Here is a 26,037-nt window from a genome sequence, read left to right as displayed (position 1 = left end):
ATTCTAGGGAGCGCTTTTGCTGCACCGCGCCAAGGTTAACCCTGACCGGCGCATCGCCTCAAAGTGCAGTGACGTACTCCGCGCCGCATACCTTGCAGAGCGCGGACTCGGGGCGTTCCTCGCTTTGCTCGCGGTAGTGCAGCGGGCTCTTGATGCCGTTGAAGACCCAGCACCGTGGGCAGTGCTCGTGCCCGGCGCTTGGCAGGTAGGCGCGTGCCCGCTGCTCAGCGCGTTCGCGCGTCACCGGCGTGCCCTGGCGCACGGTGCGTGCGACATCCTCGGCCGCCATCGTCGCGGCGCGACCATTGGCCTGATCGTTGAGTCCGTAGACCACCCGTGCGAACTCGAGCGGTGCATGCCGCAACAAAGCAGCCACACGCAGTTCTTCTTGCGCGGGATCGGTCACGGGGGCGGAACTCATCGGAACACGTGGAGGTCGGGGAATGGCATTCAAGGTACCACATTCGGTACGGTTCATGCCATTCATTCGAAGGGGATAGACCTCAAGCAAAACCCGAGGTATCGGTTCGATGTGAGCCCGGTGGTTGGCCGGGTCATTGATCGAAAATTGGTAGGCGCGATTGGACTCGAACCAACGACCCCCACCATGTCAAGGTGGTGCTCTAACCAGCTGAGCTACGCGCCTAAGGATGTGTCCGAGAAGCCTACGAGTATAGCAGGCAAAAACGCGCTTTTTCAACGGCGACGTGAAGATCTCACACCCGGCACCGCGGACACCACCTTCAGCACCTGCGAGAGTCGCGCGGTGTTGGGGATCTCGACGGTGAACGTCATCCAGGCGGTGCCCTTGACCGACTGCGTCTGCACACCGATGACGTTCATCTTCTCGCGCGCGAACACGTCCGAGATATCGCGCAGCAGGCCCTGCCGGTCGGCCGCCTCCACGGCCACATCGACCGCGTAGAGCGAGCCCTCCTCTACCTTCGGCCGGCCCCATTCGACGTCGATCACACGCTCGGGGTTGTGCCCGGCCATCGTGCGGAAATTGCTGCAATCGCTGCGGTGCACGCTCACGCCGTGGCCGCGCGTGACGAAGCCACCGATGGCGTCCGGTGGCGCCGGTCGGCAGCACTTGGCCAACTGCGTCATTAACGACGACACGCCCACGACCAGCACGCCGCCCTTGCCGGCGTGGTCGCTGGCGCGCGACTTCTTCAACAGCACGCCGTCGTCGGGCCCTGGCGCAGGCTCGGGGGGGCGCAGCAAGGTCTCGATGTTGCGCAGCGAGAACTCGTCTTTGCCGACGACTTCGAACAGATGATCGGCCGACTTGAAGCCGAGCTGCGACGCGAGGTCTTCCAGCCGCGTCGAGGTCTTGCCTTCGCGCTGCAGCACCTTCTCGACGGCCTCGCGACCCTTGGCGATGGTTTCGTGCGTGATCTGCGCGTTGAACCACGCGCGCACCTTGGCGCGGGCACGGTGGCTGGCGAGGTAGCCCAGTTCGGCATTGAGCCAGTCGCGCGACGGCCCGCCCTCCTTCGCCGCGATGATCTCGACCGTCTGGCCGTTCTGCAGCGGTGTGTTGAGCGGCACCATGGTGCCGTCGATGCGTGCGCCCCGGCAGCGATGGCCCAGGCTGGTGTGCACGGTGTAGGCGAAGTCGACCGCGGTTGCGCCCTGCGGCAACTCGACGATCGCGGCGTCCGGCGTCAGCACGTAGATGCGGTCGTCGAACAGGCCTTGGCCCTGCTGGCCGCCGGACAGGTCGCGCTCCCAGGCGAGCAGTTGGCGCAGCACCGCGATCTTCGCGTCGTACTCGCCACTGGACCACACGCCGGCATAGCCCTTCGGCCCGGCTTCCTTGTAGGCCCAGTGCGCCGCCACGCCATGCTCGGCGTGGTCGTGCATCTCCTCCGTGCGGATCTGGATCTCGATCGGCTTGCCGGCCTTGCCATCCACGACCTTGCGCACCACCGTGTGCAGCGACTGGTAGCCGTTGGGCTTAGGCCGCGCGATGTAGTCGTCGAACTCCTCGTCGATCGGCTCGAAGTGCGAATGCACCCAGGCCAGCGCGGCGTAGCAGTCCTTCACGTCCGGCACAACGACGCGCAGCGCCAGGATGTCGAAGACCTGCGCGAAGTCGAGCGACTTGCCGCGCATCTTCTTCACGATGCTGTAGATGTTCTTCGGCCGGCCCTGTACGGTGGCCGCGATGCCCTGCCCCTTCAACTCTTCCTCGAGCTGTGTGCGCAACTGCTCGATGTAGCCTTCGCGCTCCACGCGCTTCTCGTCGAGCAGCTGGGCGATGAGCTTGTACGTCTCGGGCTCGAGGAAGCGGAAGGACAGGTCCTCGATCTCCCACTTGACCTGCCAGATGCCCAGCCGATTGGCCAGAGGCGCGAAGACCTGAAGCGATTCGCGCGCGACGCTCTCGGGCACCGGCGTCTTGATGGCGGCCGCATGGCGCAATGTCTGCAGCCGCGAGGCCAGACGGAGCATCACCACCCGCAGGTCGCGCGAGAACGCGAGCAGCATCTTGCGCACGTTCTCGGTCTGTGCACCGCCGCCATCGGCCCCGTGGGCGCTCAACGCGGCGCCGCGCGCCTGCGCCTGCACCTGCACGAGCTTGGTGGTCTCCACCGCCAACGCCGCGAAGTTGTCGCCAAAGACCTTGGCGATGACTTCCTGCGGACGATTCAGGTGCTGGCAGGAATACACCAGGTAGCTGGCCGCCTGCATGGCCTCGGAGCCGCCCATGTGCGCCACGATGGCAGCGACTGCATCGGCGTGCGCCAGGGTGTTCTCACCGGTGTCGAGCGTCTCGTCCGCGATCAGCGGCTCGGCGAAGGCCCGCGCGCGTGCCAGCATGTTCTCCATGACGGGGCTGCGCTCCGCCGTCGCGGCCGACAGCGGGTAGTCGACCACGGCGTCGGCCGCGATGCGTGCCGGAAGATTGGAGGAATCGCGTTTCACTCAGTCGAACAGAAAAGAGGTGACGGCCGCGACCTGGTCGGGCTTCACGAAGGTGGGCGCATGCCCGACGCCGGCGAACTCGACCAGCCGGGCCTTCGGGCCGCGCTGCGTCATGGCCAGCGCAGTGTCGTGCGACAGCAGGTCGGATTGCGCGCCGCGCGTCAGCAGCGTCGCGGCGTGGATCGCATCGTAGAGCGACCACAGCAGCACCTCGCCCTGCGCTGCAGCCTCCGGCGTGATGGCCCGGAAAGGTACAGCGATCGCGGGGTCGTAGTGAAGGACGAGCGGCGCGTCGGTGGCATCGCCCGCTTGCTTGGCCGAGCCGTCGGCCGTACGCCGGCTCGCCGGAACGACCATGGCGCGCGACAGCGCCAGCCACTCGTCCGGCGCGTGTGGACCGAAGCTCTGCGAGATCGCCCACATGGCGTCGGCGGCCTCCTGCAGCGAGGCGAAGCACCCGACGTTGCCAAGGTACAGGCCGATGCGCTGCAAGGCCGCCGCATCGATCGTCGGCCCGACGTCGTTGATCACCAGGCGACGGATCGGCGCCGGCAAGGCGAGCGCCGGGTTGCCCGCGAGCACCAGTCCGATGAGCCCGCCCATGCTGGTACCGACATAGTCGAGCCGCGCGATGGCGCGATCGGCCTGCAGCTGCGCGAGCAGGGCCAACATGTCGGCGGCATAGAGCGGCACCTGGTAAGCGTTCGGGTCGACCAGCCAGTCGCTCTCGCCGCGGCCGACGACATCGGGGCAGACGACGCGCACATCGCCGCCCGTGCGCGCGACGATCGCCTGCGCAAGCACGTCGAAATCGCGGCCCTGCCGGGTGAGCCCGTGCACGCACAGCACGACGTTCGCGCTGTGCGCATCGCCCCACTGCCAGCAGCCCATTCGATGACCCCCTTGCGCATCCGCGCAATCGACGAAGAAGAGAGTGGGCTCGGTCATGAACGGGACAGAAACAGGGGCGAACGGCTGCGGAGAATGGTCTCGTTGCATCCTAATTCATCCCGGCGGCGATCGTCCTGCGCGACGACGACCGGCCTTCGCCGCAGCGCAGCCGATGGGTGAGGTCTACTTCAGCTGCACTGCGCCCGAGATGTTCACGACGACGCTCGTCTTGCCCGCCTCGACCGGCACCGGCGCATCGGCAGAGAGGGACTTGGCCTGCGCCGCCATCATCCGCGGTCGGATCGGGCCGCCCTCGTTCGCGTTCACCGACACCTCGCGCAGGGTGTAGCCGGCGAAGCCGAAGCCCTTGGCCAGCTCGCCGGCCTTCTGCTTGAAGTTCTCGATGGCGATGGACTGCGCCTCGGTCTCGACCTGGGCGCGTTGCTCGCGGCTCAGGCCGAAGCCGACGCCGCCGACCGTCAGCGTCGTGATGCGGTTGGCGGTCTGCGTGATGCGGGGGAAGTCGCGCCCTTCCAGCACGAGCTCGGTCGAGCCCTGCCAGCCGTTGATCTTGCCCTCGCGGGTGTAGCGCGGCGACAGCGTGAAGTTGCCGGTGCGCACGTCGAGCTGCCCCGGCTGCGCGCTCTTGCGCGCCTCGGCCAACGCGGCATCCAGCGCCGCCTTGAGCTGGTTCTGGACAGTGGCAGCCTCGGGGGCATCGCGGGTGGTGCTGAGCGTCATGCTCAACAGATCCTGCTGGACCTCGACCGTGCCGCTGGCCGACAGCTGCAGCACGTTCTGCGGCGGCGGCATGTCGGCCAGGGCCACACCGGCACAGGCCAGGGCCGCGCAGGCGGTCATCAACTTCATCATTGTTCTCAAGACATTCCCTTCGATGGTGAAAGCCGGCCCAGAACGGGCCGGCGGGTGGCGGTCACTGCCGCTGGCTGCGCGGCAAGGTCAACGCGCGCATCGGCGTCGGTGGCTGAGGTTCCGCGGGCTGCGAAGCCTCCGCCGCCGGCGACGGCATGGTGACATGCGGTGCATCGTAGCGTGGCGACCACTGCTGCCGGACCTGGCTACGCAGCTCGGCCAGCTCGGCCGGGGTGAGGCGGCGCCCGGCGGACGCCTCCTCGCGCTGCACCTCTTCGCGCTGCGCGGCACGGTGTGCCTGCACCGCCTGGCGCACTTCGTGGCGCGTCGCGCCGCCAACCTGCACAAACCCCGTCGCGGCCCACGACATCGAACAGGCGGAAAAAACCAGCGCAACGGGCAGCGAACGGACAGGAATCGACGATTTCATGGATGGCCAAGAGCGGTGACAGCATCACTGTGCCATCAACGTTTGAAGCCAAAACGAACGCCCCGCCAGCGCAGGCAAGTTGTGTAACTTAGTGTCAGACAAACACGCAAAGCCAAAGAATGGCGACGCAACGCCTTCAGAATCGCGCCTGTTACAAATCTCCGTTGCAGAAATGAATCAGACTCCCGCACGTACCGACAAGGTCGTCATCGTCGACGACGACGCGCGCATCCGCGACCTGCTCCGCCGCTACCTGACCCAGGAAGGTTTCGAGGTCATCGTGGCCGAGGACGGCAAGGCACTCAACCGCATCCTGCTGCGCGACACGGTCGACCTGATCGTGCTCGACCTGATGATGCCCGGCGAAGACGGCCTGTCGGTCTGCCGGCGCCTGCGCGCTGCCAATGACCGCACCCCGATCATCATGCTCACCGCCAAGGGCGAGGACGTCGACCGCATCGTCGGCCTCGAAGTCGGCGCCGACGACTACCTGGGCAAGCCCTTCAACCCGCGCGAACTGCTGGCCCGTGTCCACGCGGTGCTGCGTCGCCGCCCGCCGCTCGAGGCGCCCGGTGCGCCGTCGACCGACAACGAGACGGTGAGCTTCGGCCCCTTCACCTTCGACCTCGGCTCGCGCACCCTCAAGAAGGACGGCGAGGAGCTGTCGCTCACCACCGGTGAGTTCGCCATGCTCAAGGCGCTGGTGCGCCACCCGCGCCAGCCGCTGTCGCGCGAGAAGCTGGCGCAACTGGCCCGCGGCCGCGAATTCGAGCCTTTCGACCGCAGCCTGGACGTGCAGATCTCGCGCCTGCGCAAGCTCGTGGAGTCCGATGCGGCCGCGCCGCGCTACATCCAGACGGTGTGGGGCGTGGGCTACGTGTTCGTGCCGGACGGCACGGCCTGAAGCGCTCCGCATGCATGCGGAGGCCACCGGCCCCCGGACGACCCAGCCGGCCCCCTTTTCCGACGATGGCCCGCAGGTCACGATGCCGAGCCCGCTCGAGGGCACGCCTCAGACCAAGCGGCGCGTCGGGCTGAAGCTCGGCTTCAGCCTTTTCTGGCGCACCTTCTTCCTGCTGGCGCTGCTGCTCTTCGGCTGCACGGTCGCCTGGCTGCAGACCTTCCGCGCGCTCGAGTACGAGCCGCGCGCCATCCAGACCGCGCACCAGATCGCCTCGCTGGTGAACCTGACGCGCGCCGCGCTGGTCTACTCCGACGCGATCACCCGCGTCTCGCTGATCAAGACCCTGGCCGACCAGGAGGGCGTGCGCATCCTGCCGCGCGAACCGAACGACCGCTTCGCGCCCTACACCAGCGGCGCGCTCGACCAGCGTGTGACCGAGGAGCTCATCGACCAGCTGGGCGAGGGCACGACCGTGGCCAGCCGGGTCAACGACGAACCCGGCCTGTGGATCGGCTTCACGATCGAGAGCGACACCTACTGGCTGCTGCTGGACCCGACGCGTTTCAGCCGCGTGGGCGGACGCACCTGGCTGGTGTGGCTGATCACGGCGATGGTGCTGTCGCTGGCCGGCGCCGCGCTCATCACGCGCTTCATCAACCGGCCGCTCAAGCAGCTCTCGCGCGCCACCCGGCAGGTGCGCGAAGGCGAATACGAGGCGCACCGGCTCGACGAACGGGCCCGCACCAACGAGATCCGCGCGGTCAACATCGGCTTCAACCGCATGGCGGACCAGCTGGCGAAGATCGAGCAGGACCGCGCCATCATGCTGGCCGGCATCTCGCACGACCTGCGCACGCCGCTCGCACGGCTGCGTCTGGAGACCGAGATGAGCGTGGCCGACGAGGACGCCCGCAACCACATGGCGGCCGATATCGCGCAGCTCGACGCGATCATCGACAAGTTCCTCGACTACGCACGCCCCGACCACGTCGATTTCAAGCCGGTGCTGCTGCGCGACGTGGTCGACGCCTGCACCTACGCCGTACAGGAGTACGACGACATGAAGATCAAGGTCGATGTGCCGTACGACCTGCGCGTGATGGCCGACGAGGTCGAGCTGCAGCGCGTGATCTCGAACCTGGTCGAGAACGCAAGGCGCTACGGCAAGACCCCCGCGACCGGCGTGGCCGACGTGACGATCCAGGCCCAGGCCCACGACGAGGCGGTGCTCATCAAGGTGCGCGACCACGGCGCGGGCGTTGCGGCGGCCACGCTGTCGCAGCTGACCAAGCCCTTCTTCCGGGGCGACGCGGCGCGTACGTCCGCCGCGGGCGCCGGCCTCGGCCTGTCGATCGTCGCGAAGAACATCGAGCGCATGGGCGGCACGTTCGCGCTCACCAGCACGCCGGGGCGCGGCTTCGCGGCGCACATCCGGATGCCGCGCGCGATGCCGCCCAAGACGGTCACCGTGCCGGGCAAGAAGGGCTGATCAGCCGGGGTTCAACGGTGCAGCAGCACCGCGGCGCGCGCTTCCATCGCACGGCCCTCGCCCACCGGGCCCAGCTTCTCGGCGGTCTTGGCCTTCACGTTGACCCGGTCAGGCGCGACGTCCAGCGTCTGGGCGATGCGCGCGCACATGGCCGGAATGTGCGGCGCCAGCTTCGGCGCCTGCGCGATCACGGTGCTGTCGACATTGCCGATCTGCCAGCCGGCCGCGCGCACGCGGCGCGCGGCCTCGGCCAGCAGCACGGCGGAGTCGGCCCCGCGGAACTGCGCATCGGTGTCCGGAAAATGCCGCCCGATGTCGCCCAGCCCGGCCGCGCCCAGCAACGCATCGGTGATCGCGTGCAACAGCACGTCGGCGTCGGAATGGCCCAGCAGGCCGGTGCTGTGCGGCACCTCGATACCGCCGAGCACGAGCTTGCGCCCGGCCACGAGCTGATGGATGTCCCAGCCCTCGCCCACGCGGATGTCGAAGGAAGTCATGCGATGCCCTGGTTGCGACGCGCGAGCAGCACGGCGTCGGCCAGTGCGAAATCTTCGGCGTAGGTGACTTTGAAATTCTGTGCGCTGCCCTCGACCAGCAGTGGCGCCAGGCCGCGTGCCTCGATGGCGCTGGCCTCGTCGGTGACCGCGTCGCCCGCCTTCTCCAATGCGTCGAGCAGGATGCCGATGCGGAACATCTGCGGGGTCTGCGCCAGCCACTTGTCGGCGCGCGCCAGGGTGGCAGCCACGCGGCCGTCCGGCGATGCCGACTTCAACGTGTCGGCCAACCGGTGTGCCAGCAGGCCGCCGACGGCGTCGTGCTCGCACGCGGCCAGCAAGGATTCGATCTGCGTCGGCGTGATCAGGCAGCGGGCCGCATCGTGCACCAGCACCCAGTCGTGCGGCGAGGCGCCGGCGTCGCGCAGCGCGACCAGGCCGTTGCGTACCGAGGCCGCCCGGCTGGCGCCGCCGACCCGCAGCAGCGCCTCGCCAGCGCCGGGGAAACGCGGCAGCGCGGCCTCGACGGCCCGGTCGTTCGGTGCCACCACCAGGGCCACGGTGGCGAAGCGACCCGGCAGCGCCCGGAACGCCTCCAGCGTGTGCGCGACCACCGGCTGGCCGGCGATGCGCCGGTACTGCTTGGGCGTCTCGCCCCCGGCGCGGCTGCCCGAGCCGGCGCTGGGAATGAGGACGTAGAAGCGGGAGGCGTGCATCGGAAGGTCGCGCGGCGCGCGGCGGGCAGGAAAGGGGCTGCCATTCTAGAATTGCAGCGTCTCTCAACACCCCTCGTCACCCGACGCGGGGTGTTCTGCATTTCTCGAAGCACTTCATGGATCTCCCCGCTCTCCCTGCCGGCAAGCGATTCACGCTGCCGCGCCCTCCCCTGTCGGCCGATGCGCTGCTGCTCGCCCAGTTGGCCGAACGCGAAAAGAAGGCCGGCCGCGCGACGGCGATCTTCACCGCCGACGCCAACGACGCGCAGCGGCTCATCGACGAGATCGCCTTCTTCGCGCCCGAGCTGCGCTGTGCCCTGTTCCCCGACTGGGAGACGCTGCCCTACGACAGCTTCTCGCCGCACCAGGACCTGATCAGCGAGCGCCTCGCCACGCTCTGGCGCATCAGCCAGAAGGAGGCTGACGTGGTGCTGGTGCCGGCGACCACGGCGCTCTACCGCGTCGCGCCGCCCGCCTTCCTGGCCGGCTACACCTTCCACTTCAAGACCAAGCAGAAGCTGGAAGAGTCCAAGCTCAAGGCGCAGCTCACTCTGGCCGGCTACAGCCATGTGACGCAGGTGGTGAGCCCGGGCGAATACGCGGTGCGCGGTGGGCTGATCGATCTGTTCCCGATGGGTTCGCTGGTGCCCTTCCGCGTCGACCTGTTCGACGACGAGATCGACACCATCCGCACCTTCGACCCCGACACGCAGCGCAGCCTCTACCCCGTGCCCGAGGTGCGCCTGCTGCCCGGGCGCGAGTTCCCGATGGACGACGACGCCCGTGCGCGCTTTCGCAGCCGCTGGCGCGAACTGCTCGAGGGCGACCCGACCAAGAGCCGCATCTACAAGGACATGGGCAACGGCGTGGCCACCGCCGGCATCGAGTACTACCTACCGCTGTTCTTCGAGGAGACGGCCACGGTGTTCGACTACCTGGGCACCGATGCGACCGTCGTGCTGCACGGCGACCTCGAACCGGCCTTCCAGCATTTCTGGCAGGACGCCGCCGAGCGCTACCGCCTGGTGCGCGGCGACCCGGAGCGGCCGGCGCTGCCGCCCGAATCGCTGTTCCTCAACGGCGAACAGTTCTACAGCCGCGCCAAGCCGTATGCGCAGCTCGCGATCCGCGGTGCGGCCACCGAGGCGCCGTATGCCGAGTTCGACACGCTGCCGCCCTTCGCCGTGGTGCGAGGTGCCGAAGACCCGCTGACCAAGCTCAAGGACTACATCCGCGCGACGCCCAGCCGCCTGCTGCTGATCGCCGAGAGCGATGGCCGCCGCGAGAGCCTGCTCGACTTTCTGCGCGCCAGCGGCATCAGCCCGCCGGCCTTCGAGTCGCTGGCCGAGTTCGAGGCCGACGACGCCGAGAAGATCGGCATCGCGACGGCAGCGCTGGCCTCGGGCTTCGCCTGGCGCGAACGCAACATCGACTTCGTCACCGAGACCGAGCTGTTCGCCGCCGCGCCGACCACGCGCCGCCGCAACAAGCGCCAGGAGCAGGTCAGCGACGTCGAGGCGCTGATCAAGGACTTGAGCGAGCTCAACGTCGGCGACCCGGTAGTCCACACCGCGCACGGCATCGGCCGCTACCGCGGGCTGATCAACATGGACCTCGACCAGGGCAAGGACGCCGACGGGAACCCGCTGCTGCAGGAGATGCTGCACCTGGAATACGCCGACAAGGCCACGCTCTATGTGCCGGTGAGCCAGTTGCACCAGATCAGCCGCTACACCGGCGTGAGTGCCGACGAGGCGCCGCTGCACAAGCTGGGCTCGGGCCAGTGGGACAAGGCCAAGCGCAAGGCCGCCGAGCAGATTCGAGACTCGGCTGCCGAGCTGCTCAACATCTACGCCCGCCGCGCCGCGCGCCAGGGCCACGCCTTCCGCTACTCGGCGGCCGACTACGAGGTGTTCGCGAACGACTTCGGCTTCGACGAGACGGCCGACCAGAAGGCTGCGATCCACGCCGTGATTCAGGACATGATTTCGCCGCAGCCGATGGATCGGCTGGTCTGCGGCGACGTGGGCTTCGGCAAGACCGAGGTCGCGTTGCGCGCCGCCTTCATCGCCATCACCGGCGGCAAGCAGGTGGCGTTCCTCGCGCCGACCACGCTGCTGGCCGAGCAGCACTACCAGACGCTGGTCGACCGCTTCAGCAAGTGGCCGGTGAAGGTGGCGGAGATGAGCCGCTTCCGCTCCACCAAGGAAATCAGCGCCGCGGCCAAGGGCCTGGCCGACGGCAGCGTCGACATCGTGGTCGGCACGCACAAGCTGCTGTCGCCCTCGATCGACTTCAAGAACCTGGGCCTGCTCATCATCGACGAGGAACATCGCTTCGGCGTGCGCCACAAGGAGGCGATGAAGGCCATCCGCGCCGAGGTCGACGTGCTCACGCTGACCGCCACGCCGATTCCGCGCACGCTGGGCATGGCGCTGGAAGGCCTGCGCGACCTGAGCGTGATCGCCACCGCGCCGCAACGCCGGCTGGCGATCAAGACCTTCGTGCGCACCGAAGGCAACGGCGTGATCCGCGAAGCCGTGCTGCGGGAGCTCAAGCGCGGCGGACAGGTCTACTTCCTGCACAACGAGGTCGAGACCATCGAGAACCGGCGCCAGAAGCTGGAGGAGATATTGCCCGAGGCGCGCATCGCCGTGGCCCACGGCCAGATGCCCGAGCGCGAGCTGGAGCGCGTGATGCGCGACTTCGTGGCGCAGCGCTACAACATCCTCCTGTGCTCGACCATCATCGAGACCGGCATCGATGTGCCGACCGCCAACACCATCGTCATGAGCCGTGCCGACAAGTTCGGCCTGGCCCAATTGCACCAGCTGCGCGGCCGCGTCGGGCGCTCGCACCACCAGGCCTATGCCTACCTCATGGTGCCGGACATCGAAGGCCTGACCAAGCAGGCCTCGCAGCGGCTCGACGCGATCCAGCAGATGGAAGAACTGGGCTCGGGCTTCTACCTCGCGATGCACGACCTGGAGATCCGCGGCACCGGCGAGGTGCTGGGCGAGAACCAGAGTGGCAACATGATGGAGATCGGCTTCCAGCTCTACAACGAGATGCTGAGCGAAGCCGTGCGCTCGCTCAAGGCCGGGCACGAGCCCGATCTGCTGGCGCCGCTGTCGGTCACGACCGAGATCAACCTGCACGCCCCCGCCCTGCTGCCCGACGACTACTGCGGCGACGTGCACCTGCGCCTGTCGTTCTACAAGAAGCTCGCGACCGCCAAGACGCCGGACCAGATCGACACGCTGCTCGAAGAGATCGTCGACCGCTTCGGCAAGCTGCCGCCGCAGGCGCAGACGCTGATCGACACGCACCGCCTGCGCGTGCTGGCGCGGCCCTACGGCGTGGTGAAGGTCGATGCGGCGCCGGGCGTCATCAACATCACCTTCAAGAAGGACCCGCCCATCGATTCGATGGCGATCATCCAGCTGATCCAGAAGAACAAGCACATCAAGCTGGCCGGCAACGAGAAGCTGCGCATCGAGCGCGAACTCAAGGAACCGAAAGACCGTGCGCAGATGGTGCGCGACGTGCTGCGCAGCCTTGGCCAACCCAAGACCCACCAGGAACCCGCCCCCGTATGAGCCCCATGACATTCGCGCCCGGCCTCGTGGTGCAGCGCTTCACGCCGCCGCTCGCGCTCGGCGACTTCAAGCTGATCGCCTTCGACATGGACTCGACGTTGATCAACATCGAGTGCATCGACGAGATCGCCGATGCCGTCGGCAAGAAGGCCGAGGTGGCTGCCATCACCGAAGCGACGATGCGCGGCGAGATCAAGGACTTCAAGGAGAGCCTGCGCCGCCGCGTGGCGCTGCTCGAAGGCGTGCCGGTGTCGGCGCTGCAGCAGGTCTACGACGAGCGGCTGCAGCTCAACCCGGGCGCCAGCGAATTGGTCGCCGCGTGCAAGACGGCCGGTCTGAAGGTGCTGCTGGTCTCGGGCGGCTTCACCTTCTTCGCCAACCGCGTGAAGGACCGGCTGGGCATCGACTTCGCGCGATCGAACCTGCTCGACGAGGCAGACGGGAAGCTCATCGGCCGCGTGGTGCAGCAGAGCTGGGGTGATATTTGCGACGGTGCCGAGAAGCGGCGCACGCTGCTGGAGGTGGCCTCGCTGCTGGGCGTGTCGGCGCAGGAATGCATTGCCGTCGGCGACGGCGCCAACGACCTGCCGATGATGGGCGAGGCCGGCCTGTCGGTCGCGTTCCATGCCAAGCCCAGGGTCCGCGAGCAGGCCATGGTGGCGATCAACGAAGGCGGACTCGACCGACTGCTCGAGGTGTTGCGCTGAAGGCCAGGACGAAACCGGTTTCTCCTTAAGGGAAAACGACGCGCGCTACACCTAGGGTTGTTCAGGTGCCGGTCAGCTCTCCCGGATGTTGGAATGCCCTGTCGCATCGAAGAATGCGGCGGGACATCTCGATCCACAGAGCAGGAGACACCATGAAGCGCCGTCAATCCTTGAGCGTCCTGGCTGCGGCCGCGGTCGCCGCCACCTTCCCCGGTCTGGCCTTCGCGGCCTACCCCGAACGCCCCATCACGCTGATCGTGCCCTGGGGCGCGGGCGGGGGCACCGACGCGGTGGCGCGCATCATCGCCGCGGAGCTCGAGCAGGAATTGAAACAACCGATCAACGTGGTGAACCGCACCGGCGGCAGCGGCGTGGTCGGCCACCAGGCCATCGCGTCGGCCCCGCCCGACGGCTACACGATCGGCATCCTGACGGTGGAGATCGGCATGATGCGGCACGCCGGCCTCACGAAGCTGTCGAGTGAAGACTACACGCCGCTGGCGCTGATGAACTTCGACGCCAACGCCGTGATGGTACGTGCCGACTCGCCCATCAAATCGGCGCAGGACCTGCTCGCCGCCGCCAAGGCGAACCCCGGCAAGCTCAAGGCCAGTGGCACCGGCCAGGGCGGCATCTGGCACCTGGGGCTGGCGCAATGGCTGGTCGACAACAAGCTGCCGGGCAACGCCATCGCCTGGGTGCCGAGCCAGGGCGCCGCACCCGGCCTGCAGGACCTGCTGGCGGGCGGGGTCGACGTGGTGTCGTGCTCGCTGCCCGAGGCGCGGGCGCTGATCGAGGCCGGCAAGGTCAACGCGCTGGTGCTGATGGGCTCCAAGCCCGACGGCATCTTCCCCAAGGTGCCCCTCTACAAGGCGGCGGACGGCACGCTGTGGAACATCGGCGCCTGGCGCGGCATCGCCGCCCCCAAGGGCCTGCCCAAGGACATGACCGACAAGCTCGCGGCAGCGCTCAAGAAAATCTACGACGGCAAGGGCTACCAGGACTTCCTCGCGCAGCGCGGCTTCGGCGCGCTCTACGCCGACCGCGGCGACTTCGCCAAGTTCATGGCCGAGAAGGACGCCGCGTCCGCTGCGGCCATGAAGGCCGTCGGCATCGCCAAGTGAGCGCATCGCACCGATGCGCATCCACGACAGCCTGATCGGCGGCGTCCTGCTGCTGCTGTCCCTGGCGGTGCTCTGGCACATCCAGGGTTTTCCACCCGCGGCCGGGCAGCAATACGGGCCGGCCTTGTTCCCGGGGCTGGTCGCCATCGGCCTCGGGGCGGCATCGGCGGTGCTGGCTTGGCAGGGGCTGCGCATGAAGCAGCCCTGGCTCGTCCTGAGCGAGGGGCTGCGCTCGCCACGGCACCTGGCAGCTTTCGCCATCACCGTCGGCAGCATGGTGTTCTACATCCTGCTGTCCGAGACGCTGGGCTTCATCGTGTGCAGCCTGGTGGTGCTGGTGGCGCTTCAGTGGGCCTGCGGGGTGCGGCCGCTGCTCGCCGTGGCCGTGGCCATCGCCGCCACGCTGGTGATCCACACCTGCTTCTACAAGCTCCTCAAGGTACCGCTGCCGTGGGGCCTGCTGCAACGATTCGCCTGGTGAAAGACCACTGATGGACGCCGTCATCCTCGCCCTGCAGATGGTCGCCACGCCGACCGTGCTCGTCGTCATGCTGCTCTCGGGCATCTTCGGGATGTTCGTGGGCGCCGTGCCCGGCCTGACCGCCACCATGGCCACCGCGCTGCTGGTGCCGATCACCTTCTTCCTGCCGCCGGTGCCCGCCGTGGCGGCGATCGTCACGGCCACGGCCATGGCGATCTTCGCCGGCGACATCCCCGGCGCATTGCTGCGCATCCCCGGCACCCCCGCCTCGGCGGCCTACACCGACGAGTCGTACGCCATGACGCGCAAGGGCCAGGGCGAGACCGCGCTGGGCATCGGCCTGGTGTTCTCGTGCATCGGCGGCCTGTTCGGCACGGTGGTCCTGATCGTCGCCGCGCCAGCGCTGGCCGAGGTGGCCATCAAGTTCAGCTCCTTCGAGTACTTCTGGCTCGTGTTGCTGGGCCTGAGCTGCGCGGTGTTCATCACCAGCGATACGCCGCTCAAGGGGTTGATCACGCTGTGCCTGGGCCTGCTGCTTGGCAGCGTCGGGCTGGAGAACCCGGCCGGCCATCCGCGCTTCACCTTCGACAGCCCCGACCTGCTGAGCGGGCTGAGCCTCATCCCCGCGATGATCGGCATGTTCGCCATCTCCGAGCTGATCCGCTTCACGCTCGACACCTCGAAGGTGGCCGAGTTCAAGGCGCAGATCGGCTCGGTGTTCAAGGGCATGGGCGCCCTGATGCGCAAGTACCCGAAGCAGACGCTGCGCGGCAGCGTGCTGGGCACGGCGGTCGGCATCCTGCCCGGCGCGGGCGCCGACATCGCGGCGTGGATGTCCTTCGCGATGAGCAAGAAGCTGTCGAAGGAACCCGAGAAGTTCGGCACCGGCCACCCCGAAGGCCTGGTCGAGGCCGGTGCTGCCAACAACAGCGCGCTGGCCGGTGCCTGGGTGCCGGCACTGGTGTTCGGCATTCCGGGCGACTCGATCACCGCCATCGTGATCGGCGTGCTCTACATGAAGAACATGAACCCGGGTCCGATGATTTTCATGAACAACCCGCAGAACGTCTACGCGGTGTTCATCGTGTTCATCCTGGCCAACCTGCTGATGCTGCCGCTGGGCTGGGCCTGCATCAAGGCATCGGCGCGCATCCTGCGCATGCCGCGCAACGTGCTGATGCCGATCATCCTGGTGTTCTGCCTGGTGGGCGCCTTCGCCATCAACAACGCACTGTTCGACCTGTGGATCCTGCTGGGCTTCGGCGTCGCGGCCTGGGTGCTGGAAGAAAACGGCTTCCCCGTGGCGCCGGCCATCCTCGGCATGCTGCTGGGCAAGATGCTGGAAGAGAACTTCATCACCTCGATGATCAAGTCCGACGGCAGCTGGCTCGCCTTCGTCGAGCGGCCGATCGCCGCCGGCCTGGCCATCTTCACCCTGCTGCTGTGGGGCGGCTCGGGCTGGCTGGCCTGGCGCCGCCGCAAGCTGCGCCCGATCACCGATCCCGTTCCCGCATGACCGCTTCCACCGACACCACTTCCTTGTACGACGCCGACGCGCTGCGTCGCTTCGCGACCGATCTGCTGCAGCGCGCCGGGCTCTCCGTACCGATGGCAGCGTGCGTGGCCAGCACGCTGGTCCAAGGCGATCTGCTCGGTCACGACACCCACGGGCTGGCCCTGCTTGCCGGCTACGTGAAGGAGATCGAGTCGGGCGGCATGACGCGCGACGGCGTGCCCGAGGTGCTGTCCGACCGCCCCGCCGCCGTGCTGTGGGACGGCCGTCGCCTGCCCGGCCCGTGGCTGGTGCACCAGGGTCTCGACCTGCTGATTCCGCGTGCCCGCGAACTCGGCACCGCGTCGCTCGTCGTCCGGCGCAGCCACCACATCGCCTGCCTCGCCGCGTACATGCTGCGCGCGCTCGAGGAAGACCTGCTGATGCTGCTGGCCTGCTCCGACCCCAACACCGCGAGCGTCGCGCCCTTCGGCGGCACGCAGGCCGTCTTCACGCCCAACCCGATGGCGATGGGTTTTCCGTTGACGGGCGGCGGCGTGATGGTCGACATCTCGGCCTCGATCACGACCAACGGCATGAGCAACCGCAAGCGCGCTGCGGGCGAGCGCTTCGCGCAAGAGTGGCTGATCGATGCGAAAGGCCATCCCACGAACGACCCGCAGACCCTGTTCGACCAGCCACCCGGCACGCTGCTGCCGGTCGGCGGATTGAGCCACGGCCACAAGGGCTACGGCATGGCGCTGCTGGTCGAGACCTTGACCGCCGGGCTCGCCGGCCACGGCCGGGTCGACCCACCCGAAGGCTGGGGCGCGACGGTCCACATCACGCTGCACGACCTGCAGGCCTTCGGCGGCAAGGACGCCTTCCTGCGCCAGATGGACCATGTGGCCGCGCGCTGTCGAGAGAACGTGCCCGTCGATGCCGGCACGCCGGTGCGCCTGCCCGGCGAAGGGGGGTTGAAGCGTCGAACGTCGCAGGAGAAGGACGGCGTGCGGCTGCACCCGTCGATCGCCGCCTCGCTGAAGGCGGCGGAAGCGCGCTACGGCCTGCAGCTGGCGCAGGCGCTGCGCTGAAAAGGCGGGTCAGTCCTCGGTGTCCGCTTCGCCGTCGTCGGCGCTGTCGGTGTTCTTCTCGACCACCTTCCGCTCTCCACGCGGCCCGCGCTTGGCCGGCCTGGCGAGGATCTCGATGTAGAACTGCGCGCCCTCGGCTTTCACCACCGCGTCGATCGACGTGGTGATCTCCTCGACGTGGATGGCCTGAGCCGATTCGGCCTCGGCGCCGAAACGGCAATCGAAGGCCCAGTAATCCGTGTCTTCCGGCAGGTCCCGGCGCTTTTCGCGCTGGATGTACTTGCGGATCTCGTGCTTGACCGCTTCGAGGTGGCGGTCGGGGTGCTTGCCCTCGGGCTTGAGCTGAAAAGTTTTTCTCATGGGTGATCCTAACTGCGTGTGTACAGTCGGCGCTCCGACGGACAACAGGTGAATACGATGGCGCGAGCGAACGACTGGGCAGGCAAGGTAATGGCGCTGGTGAATGGCGGCAACACGGCAGCCGCCATCGCGCAGATCAAGGTGGCGCCGAGCGTGAAGGACCTGAAGGCCCTTCAGACCATCATGACCCTGTCGCGCATCACCGGGAAATACCGCCAGGTCGATGCGGCGATCGCGGACAACCTGGCGCTTTTGTCCGCGCCCCGGCTGCACCGCTCGCCTTGAATGACTACAGCGCCTTGCCGAGGCGGGCAATGCCCTCCTCGATCTTCTCGACGTTGGCCGTCGCGAAACTCAGGCGCAGCGTTGCCACATCCGGGTTCTCGGCGAAGAACGGCGCACCGGGCACGAAGGCGACCAGCTCCTGGATTGCCTTCTTGGCCAGCACGTTGGCATCGGCGATCTTGCCGTTCGCACCCGTGAGGCGCGCCCAGAAGAACAGACCGCCGTTGGGCTGCGTGAATTCGATCGCATCGCCCAGTTCACGCTTGAGCGCCGCACCCATCGCCTTCGCGCGTTCGCCGTAGACCTGGCGCACGTTGGCGAGCGTCGCCGGCATGCGGCCGCTCTTCAAGTACTGCGCGGCGGTCGCCTGCGCGAAGGTGCTGGTGTGCGCGTCGCTGAACTGCTTGCACATCGTCGCCTTGGCCAGCAACTCGGCCGGCGCGATCATCCAGCCGATGCGCAGGCCGGGGCTGAGCACCTTGCTCAGGCTGCCGCAGTGCGCGATGAGCTCGCGGCTGCCGGGCACGTCCTGGCTCAGCGACAGGATCGACGGTGGCGGCGCCTCGCCGAAGTACAGGTCGCCGTACGGGTCGTCTTCGACGATCAGCGTCTGGTACTTCACCGCCATCTCCAGCACCTTCTTGCGGCGCTCCAGGCTCAGCATCGCGCCGCTCGGGTTGCCAAAGGTCGGGATCAGGTAGACGAACTTGGGCTGGTGCTCGGCGATGAGCTTTTCCAGTTCGTCGGTCTTCACGCCGTTGGCGTCGACCGGGGCGCTGATGAGTTCGGCGCCATACAGGCGAAAGCACTGGATGGTGGCCAGGAAGGTCGGGCCTTCGACGATCACCTTGTCTCCCGGCGAGATCATGGTCTTGCCCAGCAGGTCGAGCGCCTGCTGGCTGCCGGTGGTGACAATCAGGCCGCTGGGCGCCACGTCCACGCCCTTGGTCTTCATGAAGGCGCTGAGCTGCGTGCGCAACGGCTCGTAGCCTTCGGTGGCGCCGTACTGCAGCGCCCCGCCGGGCTCCTCGTCGAGCGCCTTGGCGCTGGCTTCCTTGAGGCCCTCGACGTCGAACATCGCGCTGTCCGGGAAGCCCCCGGCAAAGCTGATGATGCCGGGCGTGCCGAGCAGCTTGAAGAGTTCGCGGATGGCGGAGGTTTCGACGTTGTCGAGGCGGGAGGCGAATTGCATGGCGGATGGACTCACTTTCTGGACCGCTATTGTCGAGGGGAAGCGACAGCGCGGCCATACCACTCACAGGTAGTGATTTGACTTTACTATCCATGGATAGTAATCTGACATTACCACTCTGAAGTAGTAAGCATGCAATACCCCCTTGAAACCAGCCAGCAGCTGAGCACCCTGCTGCGCGCATTGCGGCAGTCGCGCCAGCTGACGCAGGCCGAGCTGGGCGAACGGCTCGGCGTGAACCAGAAGCGCATCGCCCGCATCGAGGCCGCGCCCGGCGTCACCAGCTTCGACCAGATCTCCCGCCTCGTCGCGCTCATGGGTCATCGGCTCGTGCTCGAAGAAATGCCGGCCACCGAAGCGGTATCTGCCGTGCCCGCGCCCGGAGACACATCATGGTGAGCCCCAAGAAGCGCGGCCGCGGCGCGCGCCACCCGCATCCGCTGGTGGTGTGGACCAACGGACAAATCGTCGGCGAATGGTCGGTGCGCGAGGGCGAACACCGCTTTCAGTACGCCGACGACTGGATCGCGTCGCCAGCGGCGCGCCGGCTGTCGCTGTCGCTGCCGCTGACGCCCGGCAACGTACCGCTGCGCGGCCCCGCGGTGCAGAACTACTTCGACAACCTGCTGCCCGACAACGACAGCATCCGCCGCCGGCTGCAGGGCAAGTTCGCCACCGCGAGCACCGATGCCTTCGACCTGCTGACCGCCATCGGCCGCGAGTGCGTGGGCGCGGTGCAACTGCTGGAGCCCGGCGCGCAGCCGGCGGGCTTCGACCGCATCGCGGCCGAGCCGCTGGACGACGCGGGCGTCGAGCACGCGATCAACGCCTCGCTCGCCACCGGCCGCGTGCTGGGCCAGCGCGACGACGACGAATTCCGCATCTCCATTGCCGGTGCGCAGGAGAAGACCGCGCTGCTGCGCCGCGGCGATGCGTGGTTCCGCCCGCTGGGTGCCACGCCGACCACGCACATCCTCAAGCTGCCCCTCGGCCTGGTCGGCAACATGCAGGCCGACATGCAGCAGTCGGTGGAGAACGAATGGCTCTGTTCGCGCGTGATGACGGCCTTCGGCCTGCCCACCGCGCATTGCGACATCGCCACCTTCGGCCAGCGCAAGGCGTTGGTCGTGCAGCGCTTCGACCGCGTGCTGCAGAACGCCGGCACCGACGCCGAATGGATCGCCCGCCTGCCGCAGGAGGACTTCTGCCAGGCGCTGGGCGTGCCCGGCGCGCAGAAGTACGAAACCGATGGCGGCCCGGGCATGCGCGACATCCTGCGGGTGCTCGACGCCAGCGCGAACGCATTGGCCGACAAGACCGCCTTCGTGAAGGCCCAGATGGTGTTCTGGCTGCTCGCGGCCACCGACGGCCACGCCAAGAACTTCTCGATCTTCCTGGAGCGCGGCGGCGGCTACCGGCTCACGCCCTTCTACGACGTGCTCTCGGCCTGGCCGATCATCGGCAGCGGCGCCAACCAGCTCGCCCGACAGAAGGCCAAGCTCGCGATGGCGCTGCGGGCCAAGAGCGCGCACTGGGGGCTGGCCGACATCCAGGCGCGGCATTGGGACGGCGTCGCCAAGCTGGCCGGCCTGGGCGATTCACGCGCGCTGTGCGACGAGCTGCTGCAGCAATTGCCGGGTGTGCTGCGCGCGGTCGAGGCCGCGCTTCCGCCGGACTTTCCACCGGCACTCGCCGAAGCGATCTTCGACGGCATGACCACAACCGCGCAACGCCTGCACGACACCGAGCCCGCCCCTGCGCCCGCTTCGTGACCCCATGAAAAAAGAAAACATCGCCGCCTTCTTCGCCACGCTGCAGGCGGCCAACCCCACGCCCGAGACCGAACTCGACTACACCACGCCCTTCGAGCTGCTGGCCGCCGTGCTGCTGTCGGCGCAGGCCACCGACGTCGGCGTGAACAAGGCGACGCGCAAGCTCTACCCGGTCGCGAACACGCCGCAGGCCATTCTCGACCTGGGCGTGGAAGGTCTCGAGAGTTACATCAAGACCATCGGCCTGTACCGCAGCAAGGCCAGGCACCTGGTCGAAGCCTGCCGGATGCTGGTCGAGCTGCACGGCGGCGAGGTGCCGCGCACGCGGGCCGAACTGGAGGCCCTGCCCGGCGTCGGCCGCAAGACGGCCAACGTGGTGCTCAACGTCGCCTTCGGCGAACCGACCATGGCGGTCGACACGCACATCTTCCGCGTCGGCAACCGCACCGGACTGGCGCCGGGCAAGACGCCGCTGGACGTCGAACTGAAGCTGGAGAAGCGCGTGCCGCCCGCCTACCGCCTGCACGCCCACCACTGGCTCATCCTGCATGGGCGCTACATCTGCGTCGCGCGCAAACCGAAGTGCTGGGAGTGTGCGGTGGCGCCGTACTGCGACTACAAGCCGAAGACGGCCGCGCCGAAGGGCTGAGCGCTCAGGGCCTTCGCGCCTCCATCAGGAAACGCCGCAACTTCGGAACCAGATGCCGCATGCGCTGCCCGGGGATGGCCAGGAAATCCTCGATCGGCAACCACGCCACATCGTTGACCTCCTCCAGCTGAGGCCGGGGAACGAAAGGCTGGCGTGCGACGGCGAGATAGAGAAAATCGTGGTGCCGGTGAGCGCCTTCGCCCTTGTCCGGCCGGGCAGCGATGGCGTGCGTGTCAATGTCCATCACCCCACCCTGCAGCAGCGGCTGCACGTCGACGACAGGCAGACCGGTCTCTTCTTCGACCTCGCGCAGACCCGAATCGAGCAGGCTGAGCGAATCCGGCTCGACGTGGCCACCCGGCTGCATCCAGCTCGCATAGACCTTGTGGTGGATCAGCAGCACATGCTGCAGTCCGGCGTCGAAGACCAGCACGCTGGAGGTGATGTGGCCTGCCATGTTCGACCGCACGAACGGATCGGCATCGTCCCCCAGTTGGGCGCGCAGGGCGCACAGGCGCTGCTGCTCCTGCGGATGCCGCTCCAGGTACGCATCGACGTCCTCTCGTGTCCGTTCAACCATCTGCGAATCCGCCACCTTCAGCCACTCGCCGAAGCCGATCGGCTGGCGCGGCCATTCGCTTGCATCCACAGGCATGCGCACCCCTCGTTGCAACAGCGTCACCGCGCGCATCACCCCCGCGTGCGTGACCCACAGCGCGTCGCGCCTCGACGCGTGCCAGGCGTCCCACGCCTCGCCAACGCGCGCCATGAAAAGGCGCGTGCTTTCGCCGTGCGTGCCAGCGCGCGCGTCGGTGAAGTCGTTCATCCAGGCATCGAAGTCGGTACGCGCGATACGGTCCCAGGGCTGGCCTTCCCAGGCGCCGAAGTTCATCTCGGCCAGCCGCGGGTCGATCGTGGCTTGCGACAGCGCCGGCCGCTGGTCGGCGATGGCGCGGGCCAGCGTCGTGCAGCGCTGCAGGGGCGAGGTATGAAGGGCGATATTCGCCGGCAGCAGCGGCGCGATGGTCGCGGCCACGGCCTGCGTGGCCTCGGCCGCGCATGTCAGATCGGTGCGGCCGTAGCAAAGGCCCGCCGGTGCATCGACCGGCGCGTGCCGCAGCAGCCAGAGGGTGCTCACCGTGCGCTCACAGCCGCGCGGCCAGCGCGAGGTAGATGGCCAGTTCGCTCAGTTGCTGCGTCGCACCGAGTCCGTCGCCGGTGAAGCCACCGAGCCGGCGGCGCAGCAGTCGCACCATGAAGAGCGCCACCAGCGCTCCGGCGACCACGGCGGCCACGCCGTTCACGGTGCCGCCCGCGACCACCAGCAGCGCCGCGGCTGGCAGCGACCACCCCACCGCGACGGCGACCGACGCGCCGCTCACCGCATCGGCCATCGGCTTGGACTTGCCGCCCTCGCCGCCGACATAGGGCGACGCGCGCATCACCGCCAGCGGCGCGAGCCGCGACAGCACATGCGCCGCCAACAGCGCCGCGCAGGCGACGAAGGCGCCCTGCCCGGCCAGCGCGGCCAGCAGCGCGAACTTGAGCCCCAGCGCCAGCACCACGGCAATGGCGCCGAAGGCGCCGATGCGCGAGTCCTTCATGATCTCCAGCGCGCGCTCGCGGGTCGACGCACCGCCCAGGCCGTCGGCCACGTCGGCCAGGCCGTCTTCGTGGAAGGCGCCGGTGACGAGCACGGTCACCACCGTGCACAGCACCGCGGCAACCAGCGGCGGCCACAGCGCGAGCGCCCCGGCCAGTGCCAGCGCGCCGATGGCGCCGACGACCCAGCCGACCGCCGGAAAATGCGCCGCACTCGCGCGCAGCATCGCCGGGCTGTAGCCGACCCACTGCGCCAGCCGGCCGGTGACGGGGATGCGGGTGAAGAACTGCAGCGCCAGCAGGAAGTGGCGCACCCCGCTCATGGGGCGTCCTTGCGCGCCACGCCAGCGGCCTCGAAGCTGGCCATGTCGCGCAGCACGAGGCAGGCCGATTCGAGCAACGGCCAGGCCAGCGCGGCGCCCGAGCCCTCGCCCAGCCGCAGGTCCAGGTGCAGCAGCGGGTCGAGCCCCAGGTGCGTCAGCAGCAGCGCATGGCCCGGTTCGGCCGAGACATGGGCCGCGACGCAGCGCTGCACCACGTGCGGCCGCAGCGCCTGCGCCACCAGCACGGCCGCGCTGGCGATGAAGCCATCGACCACGATCACGCGGCGCTCCTCGGCCGCCTGCAGCACGGTGCCCACCAGCGTCGCGACCTCGAAGCCACCGAAGGCTGCGAGGGCGTCGAATGGCGACGTGGCGCCGGCGTGCAGCGCGAGCACGTCGCGCAGCACGCGCGCCTTGCGGGCGCGGCCTTCGGCGTCGAGGCCGGTGCCGGCGCCGGTGCAGGCCTCGATGTCGTGGCCCACCAGGCGTGCCAGCAGCATCGCGGCCACCGAGCTGTTGCCGATGCCCATCTCGCCGAGCAGCAGCGCGTTGCCGGGCAGGTCGCGGACGATCGCCATGCCGTTGGCGATGGCCTCGGCGCACTGCGCGGCGGTCATCGCGGGGCCGGTCGACGCATCGGCCGTGCCTTGAGCGACCTTCCGCACGACCAATCCGTCGCGCGGCGCGAAGTCGCGACGCACCCCGCAATCGACCACCGTCAGGGCCAGGCCGTGCTGGCGCGCCAGCACGCTCACGGCGGCACCGCCGGCCAGGAAGTTCTCGACCATCTGCCAGGTCACATCGCTCGGATAGGCCGACACGCCGCGCGCCGCCAGGCCGTGGTCGGCCGCGCAGACCAGCATCTGCGGCTGCGCCAGCACCGGCGTCTCGCTGCCGAGGATCGCGCCGATGCGCAGCGCGAGCGCCTCGAGCCGGCCCAGCGCGCCGAGCGGCTTGGTCTTGTTGTCGATTGCGTGCTGCAGGCGGCTGGCCAAGGCGGCGTCGTGCAGGTCAACAACAGGGGGAAGCGCGGATGGAAGCGTGACGGTGGACATGGGCTCAGTCGATCAAGGAAGACAACACACCGGGCGCGAAATGCGCGTCGATGAAATCGGCGAGGCCGTCGAAGACGGCATCGAGCGTGGGCGCTGTGGCACCGAACAGCGCCTGCAGCACGGCCGGGTCTTCGAACAGGCCGTGCAGGTACACACCCAGCACGTTGCCCGCGGCGTTCTGCCAGGCCAGGCCATCGGGCATGGCGGCGTGCGCGTGGTCGCCGGCTGCGGCCATCGCGCTGTGCTCGGCGGTCTGGCCGTGATGGATCTCGTAGCCGTGCACGCCGACGTTCGACAGCGCCGACCAGGCGCCCGTGAGCGTCGCGAAGGCGGCCTTGCGCTGGCGCACCGTCTTGTCGGGCGCGAACACCGTCACCAGCGGCAGCAGCCCCAGGCCCGGCGCGTTGCCGTCGATGCCGTGCGGGTCGATCAGCGCCTCGCCCAGCATCTGCAGCCCGCCGCACACGCCCAGCACCCGGCCGCCGCGCGCGGCGTGCGCAGCCACGGCGCGGTCCAGCCCCTGCGCGCGCAGCCAGGTCAGGTCGCCGCTGGTCTGCTTGGAGCCGGGCAGCACGACCCAGTCGGCGTCGGACAGCTCGGCCGGGCTGCGCACCCAGCGCAGGCGCACGCCGGGCACGTTCTTCAGTGGCTGGAATTCGTCGAGGTTGCTGATGCGGGGGTAGGCGATCACGGCGACGGTGCAGGTCACCTGCCCCGTCGATGTGCTGCGGTCGTCGAAAACGCCGTCTTCCTCGGGCAGGCCGTGCTGCCACCACATGGGGAGCGTCGCCACGGTCGGCACGCCAGTCAGTGCCTGGAGCTGTTCAGGCGCGGGCGACAGCAGCGACGCATCGCCGCGAAAACGGTTGAGCACGAAGCCATGGAGCAGCGCGCGGTCCGCCTCGGGCATCAGCGCCCAGGTGCCGTAGAGATGCGCGAAGGCGCCGCCGCGGTCGATGTCGGTCACCAGCAGGCAGCGCGCATCGGCATGGCGCGCGACGCGCAGGTTGACGATGTCGCTGGCCATCAGGTTGATCTCGGCCGGCGAGCCGGCGCCTTCGATCACCACCACGTCGTTCTCGGCGCGCAGCGCGTCGAGCGACGCGGCGATCTGCGGCCACACGCGTTCGCTGCGACCGCGCCACGGCAGGCCGGTGAGTTCGGCGCTCACCTGCCCCAGCAACACGACCTGGCTGTGCGTGTCGCGCTCGGGCTTGAGCAGCAGCGGGTTCATCCGCACCTCGGGCACCGCGCGCGCGGCCAGCGCCTGGAAGTACTGCGCGCTGCCGATCTCGCCGCCGGCGACCACCCGCGCGTTGTTGCTCATGTTCTGCGCCTTGAACGGCGCCACGCGCAGGCCCTGGCGAGCGTAGTGGCGGCACAGCGCCGTGGTCACCCAGCTCTTGCCGGCGCCGCTCGTCGTTCCCAGGACCATCACGCATTTCGCTGTCATGGGGCGATTGTCGTCGGCGGCACGCGGCGCGGCGCCGGCAGCGGCGACACGCCCGGATTCATAGAATCGATCGACAACGACGGGTGACATCCGACGGCGAACTGCCGCTTCACCCTTC

The 26,037-nt window shown here is 68.5% G+C and carries 25 protein-coding genes and 1 tRNA gene; 12 read left to right on the top strand and 14 right to left on the bottom strand.

The genetic code is table 11. From position 1 onward, the window contains the following. Positions 1-58: 58 nt before the first annotated feature. The 6 genes from ACSFA2_RS15470 to ACSFA2_RS15445 form a co-directional block, all read right to left on the bottom strand. The gene (locus tag ACSFA2_RS15470) at positions 59-421 is read right to left on the bottom strand and encodes a hypothetical protein (RefSeq protein ID WP_286645748.1); all 363 of its coding nucleotides are present in this window, start codon (positions 419-421) and stop codon (positions 59-61) included. 148 nt (positions 422-569) lie between these two features. Further along, positions 570-646 (bottom strand) — tRNA-Val (locus ACSFA2_RS15465). Between the two features lie 50 nt (positions 647-696). After that, positions 697-2,838 (bottom strand): RelA/SpoT family protein, encoded by a 2,142-nt coding sequence (locus tag ACSFA2_RS15460; protein WP_435456260.1) that lies wholly within the window; start codon positions 2,836-2,838, stop codon positions 697-699. 96 nt (positions 2,839-2,934) lie between these two features. Continuing rightward, positions 2,935-3,882, bottom strand: a complete 948-nt coding sequence (locus ACSFA2_RS15455) for an alpha/beta fold hydrolase (protein WP_435456190.1) — start codon at positions 3,880-3,882, stop codon at positions 2,935-2,937. A gap of 126 nt (positions 3,883-4,008) precedes the next feature. After that, a complete protein-coding gene (locus ACSFA2_RS15450) occupies positions 4,009-4,695 on the bottom strand; it encodes an SIMPL domain-containing protein (RefSeq protein WP_435456189.1) in 687 nt (228 codons plus the stop codon). 64 nt (positions 4,696-4,759) lie between these two features. Continuing rightward, positions 4,760-5,128, bottom strand: coding sequence for a hypothetical protein (locus ACSFA2_RS15445; protein ID WP_435456188.1), 369 nt, complete (start codon positions 5,126-5,128; stop codon positions 4,760-4,762). Positions 5,129-5,300: 172 nt separating this feature from the next. Here ACSFA2_RS15445 and ompR point away from each other — a divergent pair, with 172 nt between their 5' ends. Together ompR and ACSFA2_RS15435 are read left to right on the top strand one after the other, a co-directional pair. Next, positions 5,301-6,032 carry an osmolarity response regulator transcription factor OmpR gene (gene ompR, locus ACSFA2_RS15440; RefSeq protein ID WP_262075457.1) on the top strand — a complete coding sequence of 244 codons (732 nt, stop codon included), beginning with the start codon at positions 5,301-5,303 and terminating at the stop codon, positions 6,030-6,032. An 82-nt stretch (positions 6,033-6,114) separates the two neighbouring features. Then, entirely contained in the window at positions 6,115-7,521 is a 1,407-nt protein-coding gene (locus ACSFA2_RS15435) for a sensor histidine kinase (protein WP_435456259.1), read from the top strand. Positions 7,522-7,532: 11 nt separating this feature from the next. Here ACSFA2_RS15435 and ispF read toward each other — a convergent pair whose 3' ends face one another. Together ispF and ispD are read right to left on the bottom strand one after the other, a co-directional pair. Further along, a complete protein-coding gene (gene ispF / locus ACSFA2_RS15430) occupies positions 7,533-8,018 on the bottom strand; it encodes a 2-C-methyl-D-erythritol 2,4-cyclodiphosphate synthase (protein WP_435456187.1) in 486 nt (161 codons plus the stop codon). Further along, a complete protein-coding gene (gene ispD / locus ACSFA2_RS15425; protein ID WP_435456186.1) occupies positions 8,015-8,731 on the bottom strand; it encodes a 2-C-methyl-D-erythritol 4-phosphate cytidylyltransferase in 717 nt (238 codons plus the stop codon). The genes ispF and ispD overlap by 4 nt, the downstream gene beginning before the upstream one ends. A 116-nt stretch (positions 8,732-8,847) precedes the next feature. On the opposite strand from ispD, the gene mfd reads away from it, so the two are divergent. From mfd to ACSFA2_RS15395, 6 genes are all read left to right on the top strand, one after another. Next, a complete protein-coding gene (gene mfd, locus ACSFA2_RS15420; RefSeq protein WP_435456185.1) occupies positions 8,848-12,330 on the top strand; it encodes a transcription-repair coupling factor in 3,483 nt (1,160 codons plus the stop codon). Continuing rightward, entirely contained in the window at positions 12,327-13,037 is a 711-nt protein-coding gene (gene serB / locus ACSFA2_RS15415) for a phosphoserine phosphatase SerB (protein WP_435456184.1), read from the top strand. Before mfd ends, serB begins: the two co-directional genes overlap by 4 nt. A 152-nt stretch (positions 13,038-13,189) precedes the next feature. After that, entirely contained in the window at positions 13,190-14,161 is a 972-nt protein-coding gene (locus tag ACSFA2_RS15410) for a tripartite tricarboxylate transporter substrate binding protein (RefSeq protein WP_435456183.1), read from the top strand. Between the two features lie 13 nt (positions 14,162-14,174). Further along, positions 14,175-14,642: a tripartite tricarboxylate transporter TctB family protein gene (locus ACSFA2_RS15405; protein ID WP_435456182.1), complete on the top strand. Its 468-nt coding sequence runs from the start codon at positions 14,175-14,177 to the stop codon at positions 14,640-14,642. Between the two features lie 7 nt (positions 14,643-14,649). After that, entirely contained in the window at positions 14,650-16,158 is a 1,509-nt protein-coding gene (locus tag ACSFA2_RS15400; protein WP_435456258.1) for a tripartite tricarboxylate transporter permease, read from the top strand. Next, positions 16,155-17,228 (top strand): Ldh family oxidoreductase, encoded by a 1,074-nt coding sequence (locus tag ACSFA2_RS15395; protein ID WP_435456181.1) that lies wholly within the window; start codon positions 16,155-16,157, stop codon positions 17,226-17,228. The genes ACSFA2_RS15400 and ACSFA2_RS15395 overlap by 4 nt, the downstream gene beginning before the upstream one ends. A 9-nt stretch (positions 17,229-17,237) precedes the next feature. On the opposite strand, the gene ACSFA2_RS15390 is transcribed toward ACSFA2_RS15395, so the two are convergent. Then, positions 17,238-17,588, bottom strand: a complete 351-nt coding sequence (locus ACSFA2_RS15390; RefSeq protein WP_435456180.1) for a DUF6172 family protein — start codon at positions 17,586-17,588, stop codon at positions 17,238-17,240. 57 nt (positions 17,589-17,645) lie between these two features. Here ACSFA2_RS15390 and ACSFA2_RS15385 point away from each other — a divergent pair, with 57 nt between their 5' ends. After that, entirely contained in the window at positions 17,646-17,873 is a 228-nt protein-coding gene (locus ACSFA2_RS15385) for a hypothetical protein (RefSeq protein WP_435456179.1), read from the top strand. A gap of 4 nt (positions 17,874-17,877) precedes the next feature. On the opposite strand, the gene ACSFA2_RS15380 is transcribed toward ACSFA2_RS15385, so the two are convergent. Next, a complete protein-coding gene (locus ACSFA2_RS15380) occupies positions 17,878-19,065 on the bottom strand; it encodes an aminotransferase-like domain-containing protein (RefSeq protein ID WP_435456178.1) in 1,188 nt (395 codons plus the stop codon). A gap of 132 nt (positions 19,066-19,197) precedes the next feature. On the opposite strand from ACSFA2_RS15380, the gene ACSFA2_RS15375 reads away from it, so the two are divergent. Genes ACSFA2_RS15375 through nth form a run of 3 tightly spaced genes read left to right on the top strand, consistent with a single transcriptional unit; the run spans position 19,198 to position 21,486 of the window. Then, positions 19,198-19,464: a helix-turn-helix domain-containing protein gene (locus tag ACSFA2_RS15375; RefSeq protein ID WP_435456177.1), complete on the top strand. Its 267-nt coding sequence runs from the start codon at positions 19,198-19,200 to the stop codon at positions 19,462-19,464. Next, positions 19,458-20,837, top strand: a complete 1,380-nt coding sequence (locus tag ACSFA2_RS15370; protein ID WP_435456176.1) for a type II toxin-antitoxin system HipA family toxin — start codon at positions 19,458-19,460, stop codon at positions 20,835-20,837. The genes ACSFA2_RS15375 and ACSFA2_RS15370 overlap by 7 nt, the downstream gene beginning before the upstream one ends. Before the next feature lie 4 nt (positions 20,838-20,841). Further along, positions 20,842-21,486 carry an endonuclease III gene (gene nth, locus ACSFA2_RS15365; protein WP_435456175.1) on the top strand — a complete coding sequence of 215 codons (645 nt, stop codon included), beginning with the start codon at positions 20,842-20,844 and terminating at the stop codon, positions 21,484-21,486. A 4-nt stretch (positions 21,487-21,490) separates the two neighbouring features. Here nth and ACSFA2_RS15360 read toward each other — a convergent pair whose 3' ends face one another. From ACSFA2_RS15360 to ACSFA2_RS15345, 4 genes are read right to left on the bottom strand one after another with little or no spacing between them, the layout of a single operon-like run. Next, positions 21,491-22,624, bottom strand: coding sequence for a histidine phosphatase family protein (locus tag ACSFA2_RS15360; protein ID WP_435456174.1), 1,134 nt, complete (start codon positions 22,622-22,624; stop codon positions 21,491-21,493). Between the two features lie 7 nt (positions 22,625-22,631). Beyond that, positions 22,632-23,411, bottom strand: a complete 780-nt coding sequence (gene cobS, locus ACSFA2_RS15355) for an adenosylcobinamide-GDP ribazoletransferase (protein WP_435456173.1) — start codon at positions 23,409-23,411, stop codon at positions 22,632-22,634. Further along, entirely contained in the window at positions 23,408-24,466 is a 1,059-nt protein-coding gene (cobT, locus tag ACSFA2_RS15350; protein WP_435456172.1) for a nicotinate-nucleotide--dimethylbenzimidazole phosphoribosyltransferase, read from the bottom strand. Before cobT ends, cobS begins: the two co-directional genes overlap by 4 nt. 4 nt (positions 24,467-24,470) lie before the next feature. After that, positions 24,471-25,919 carry a cobyric acid synthase gene (locus ACSFA2_RS15345; RefSeq protein WP_435456171.1) on the bottom strand — a complete coding sequence of 483 codons (1,449 nt, stop codon included), beginning with the start codon at positions 25,917-25,919 and terminating at the stop codon, positions 24,471-24,473. Positions 25,920-26,037 lie beyond the last annotated feature (118 nt).

The organism is Variovorax cryoconiti, assembly GCF_051216395.1.
In the GTDB taxonomy this organism is placed as follows: domain Bacteria; phylum Pseudomonadota; class Gammaproteobacteria; order Burkholderiales; family Burkholderiaceae_C; genus Variovorax.
This window is presented reverse-complemented; position numbering and strand designations above follow the sequence as displayed.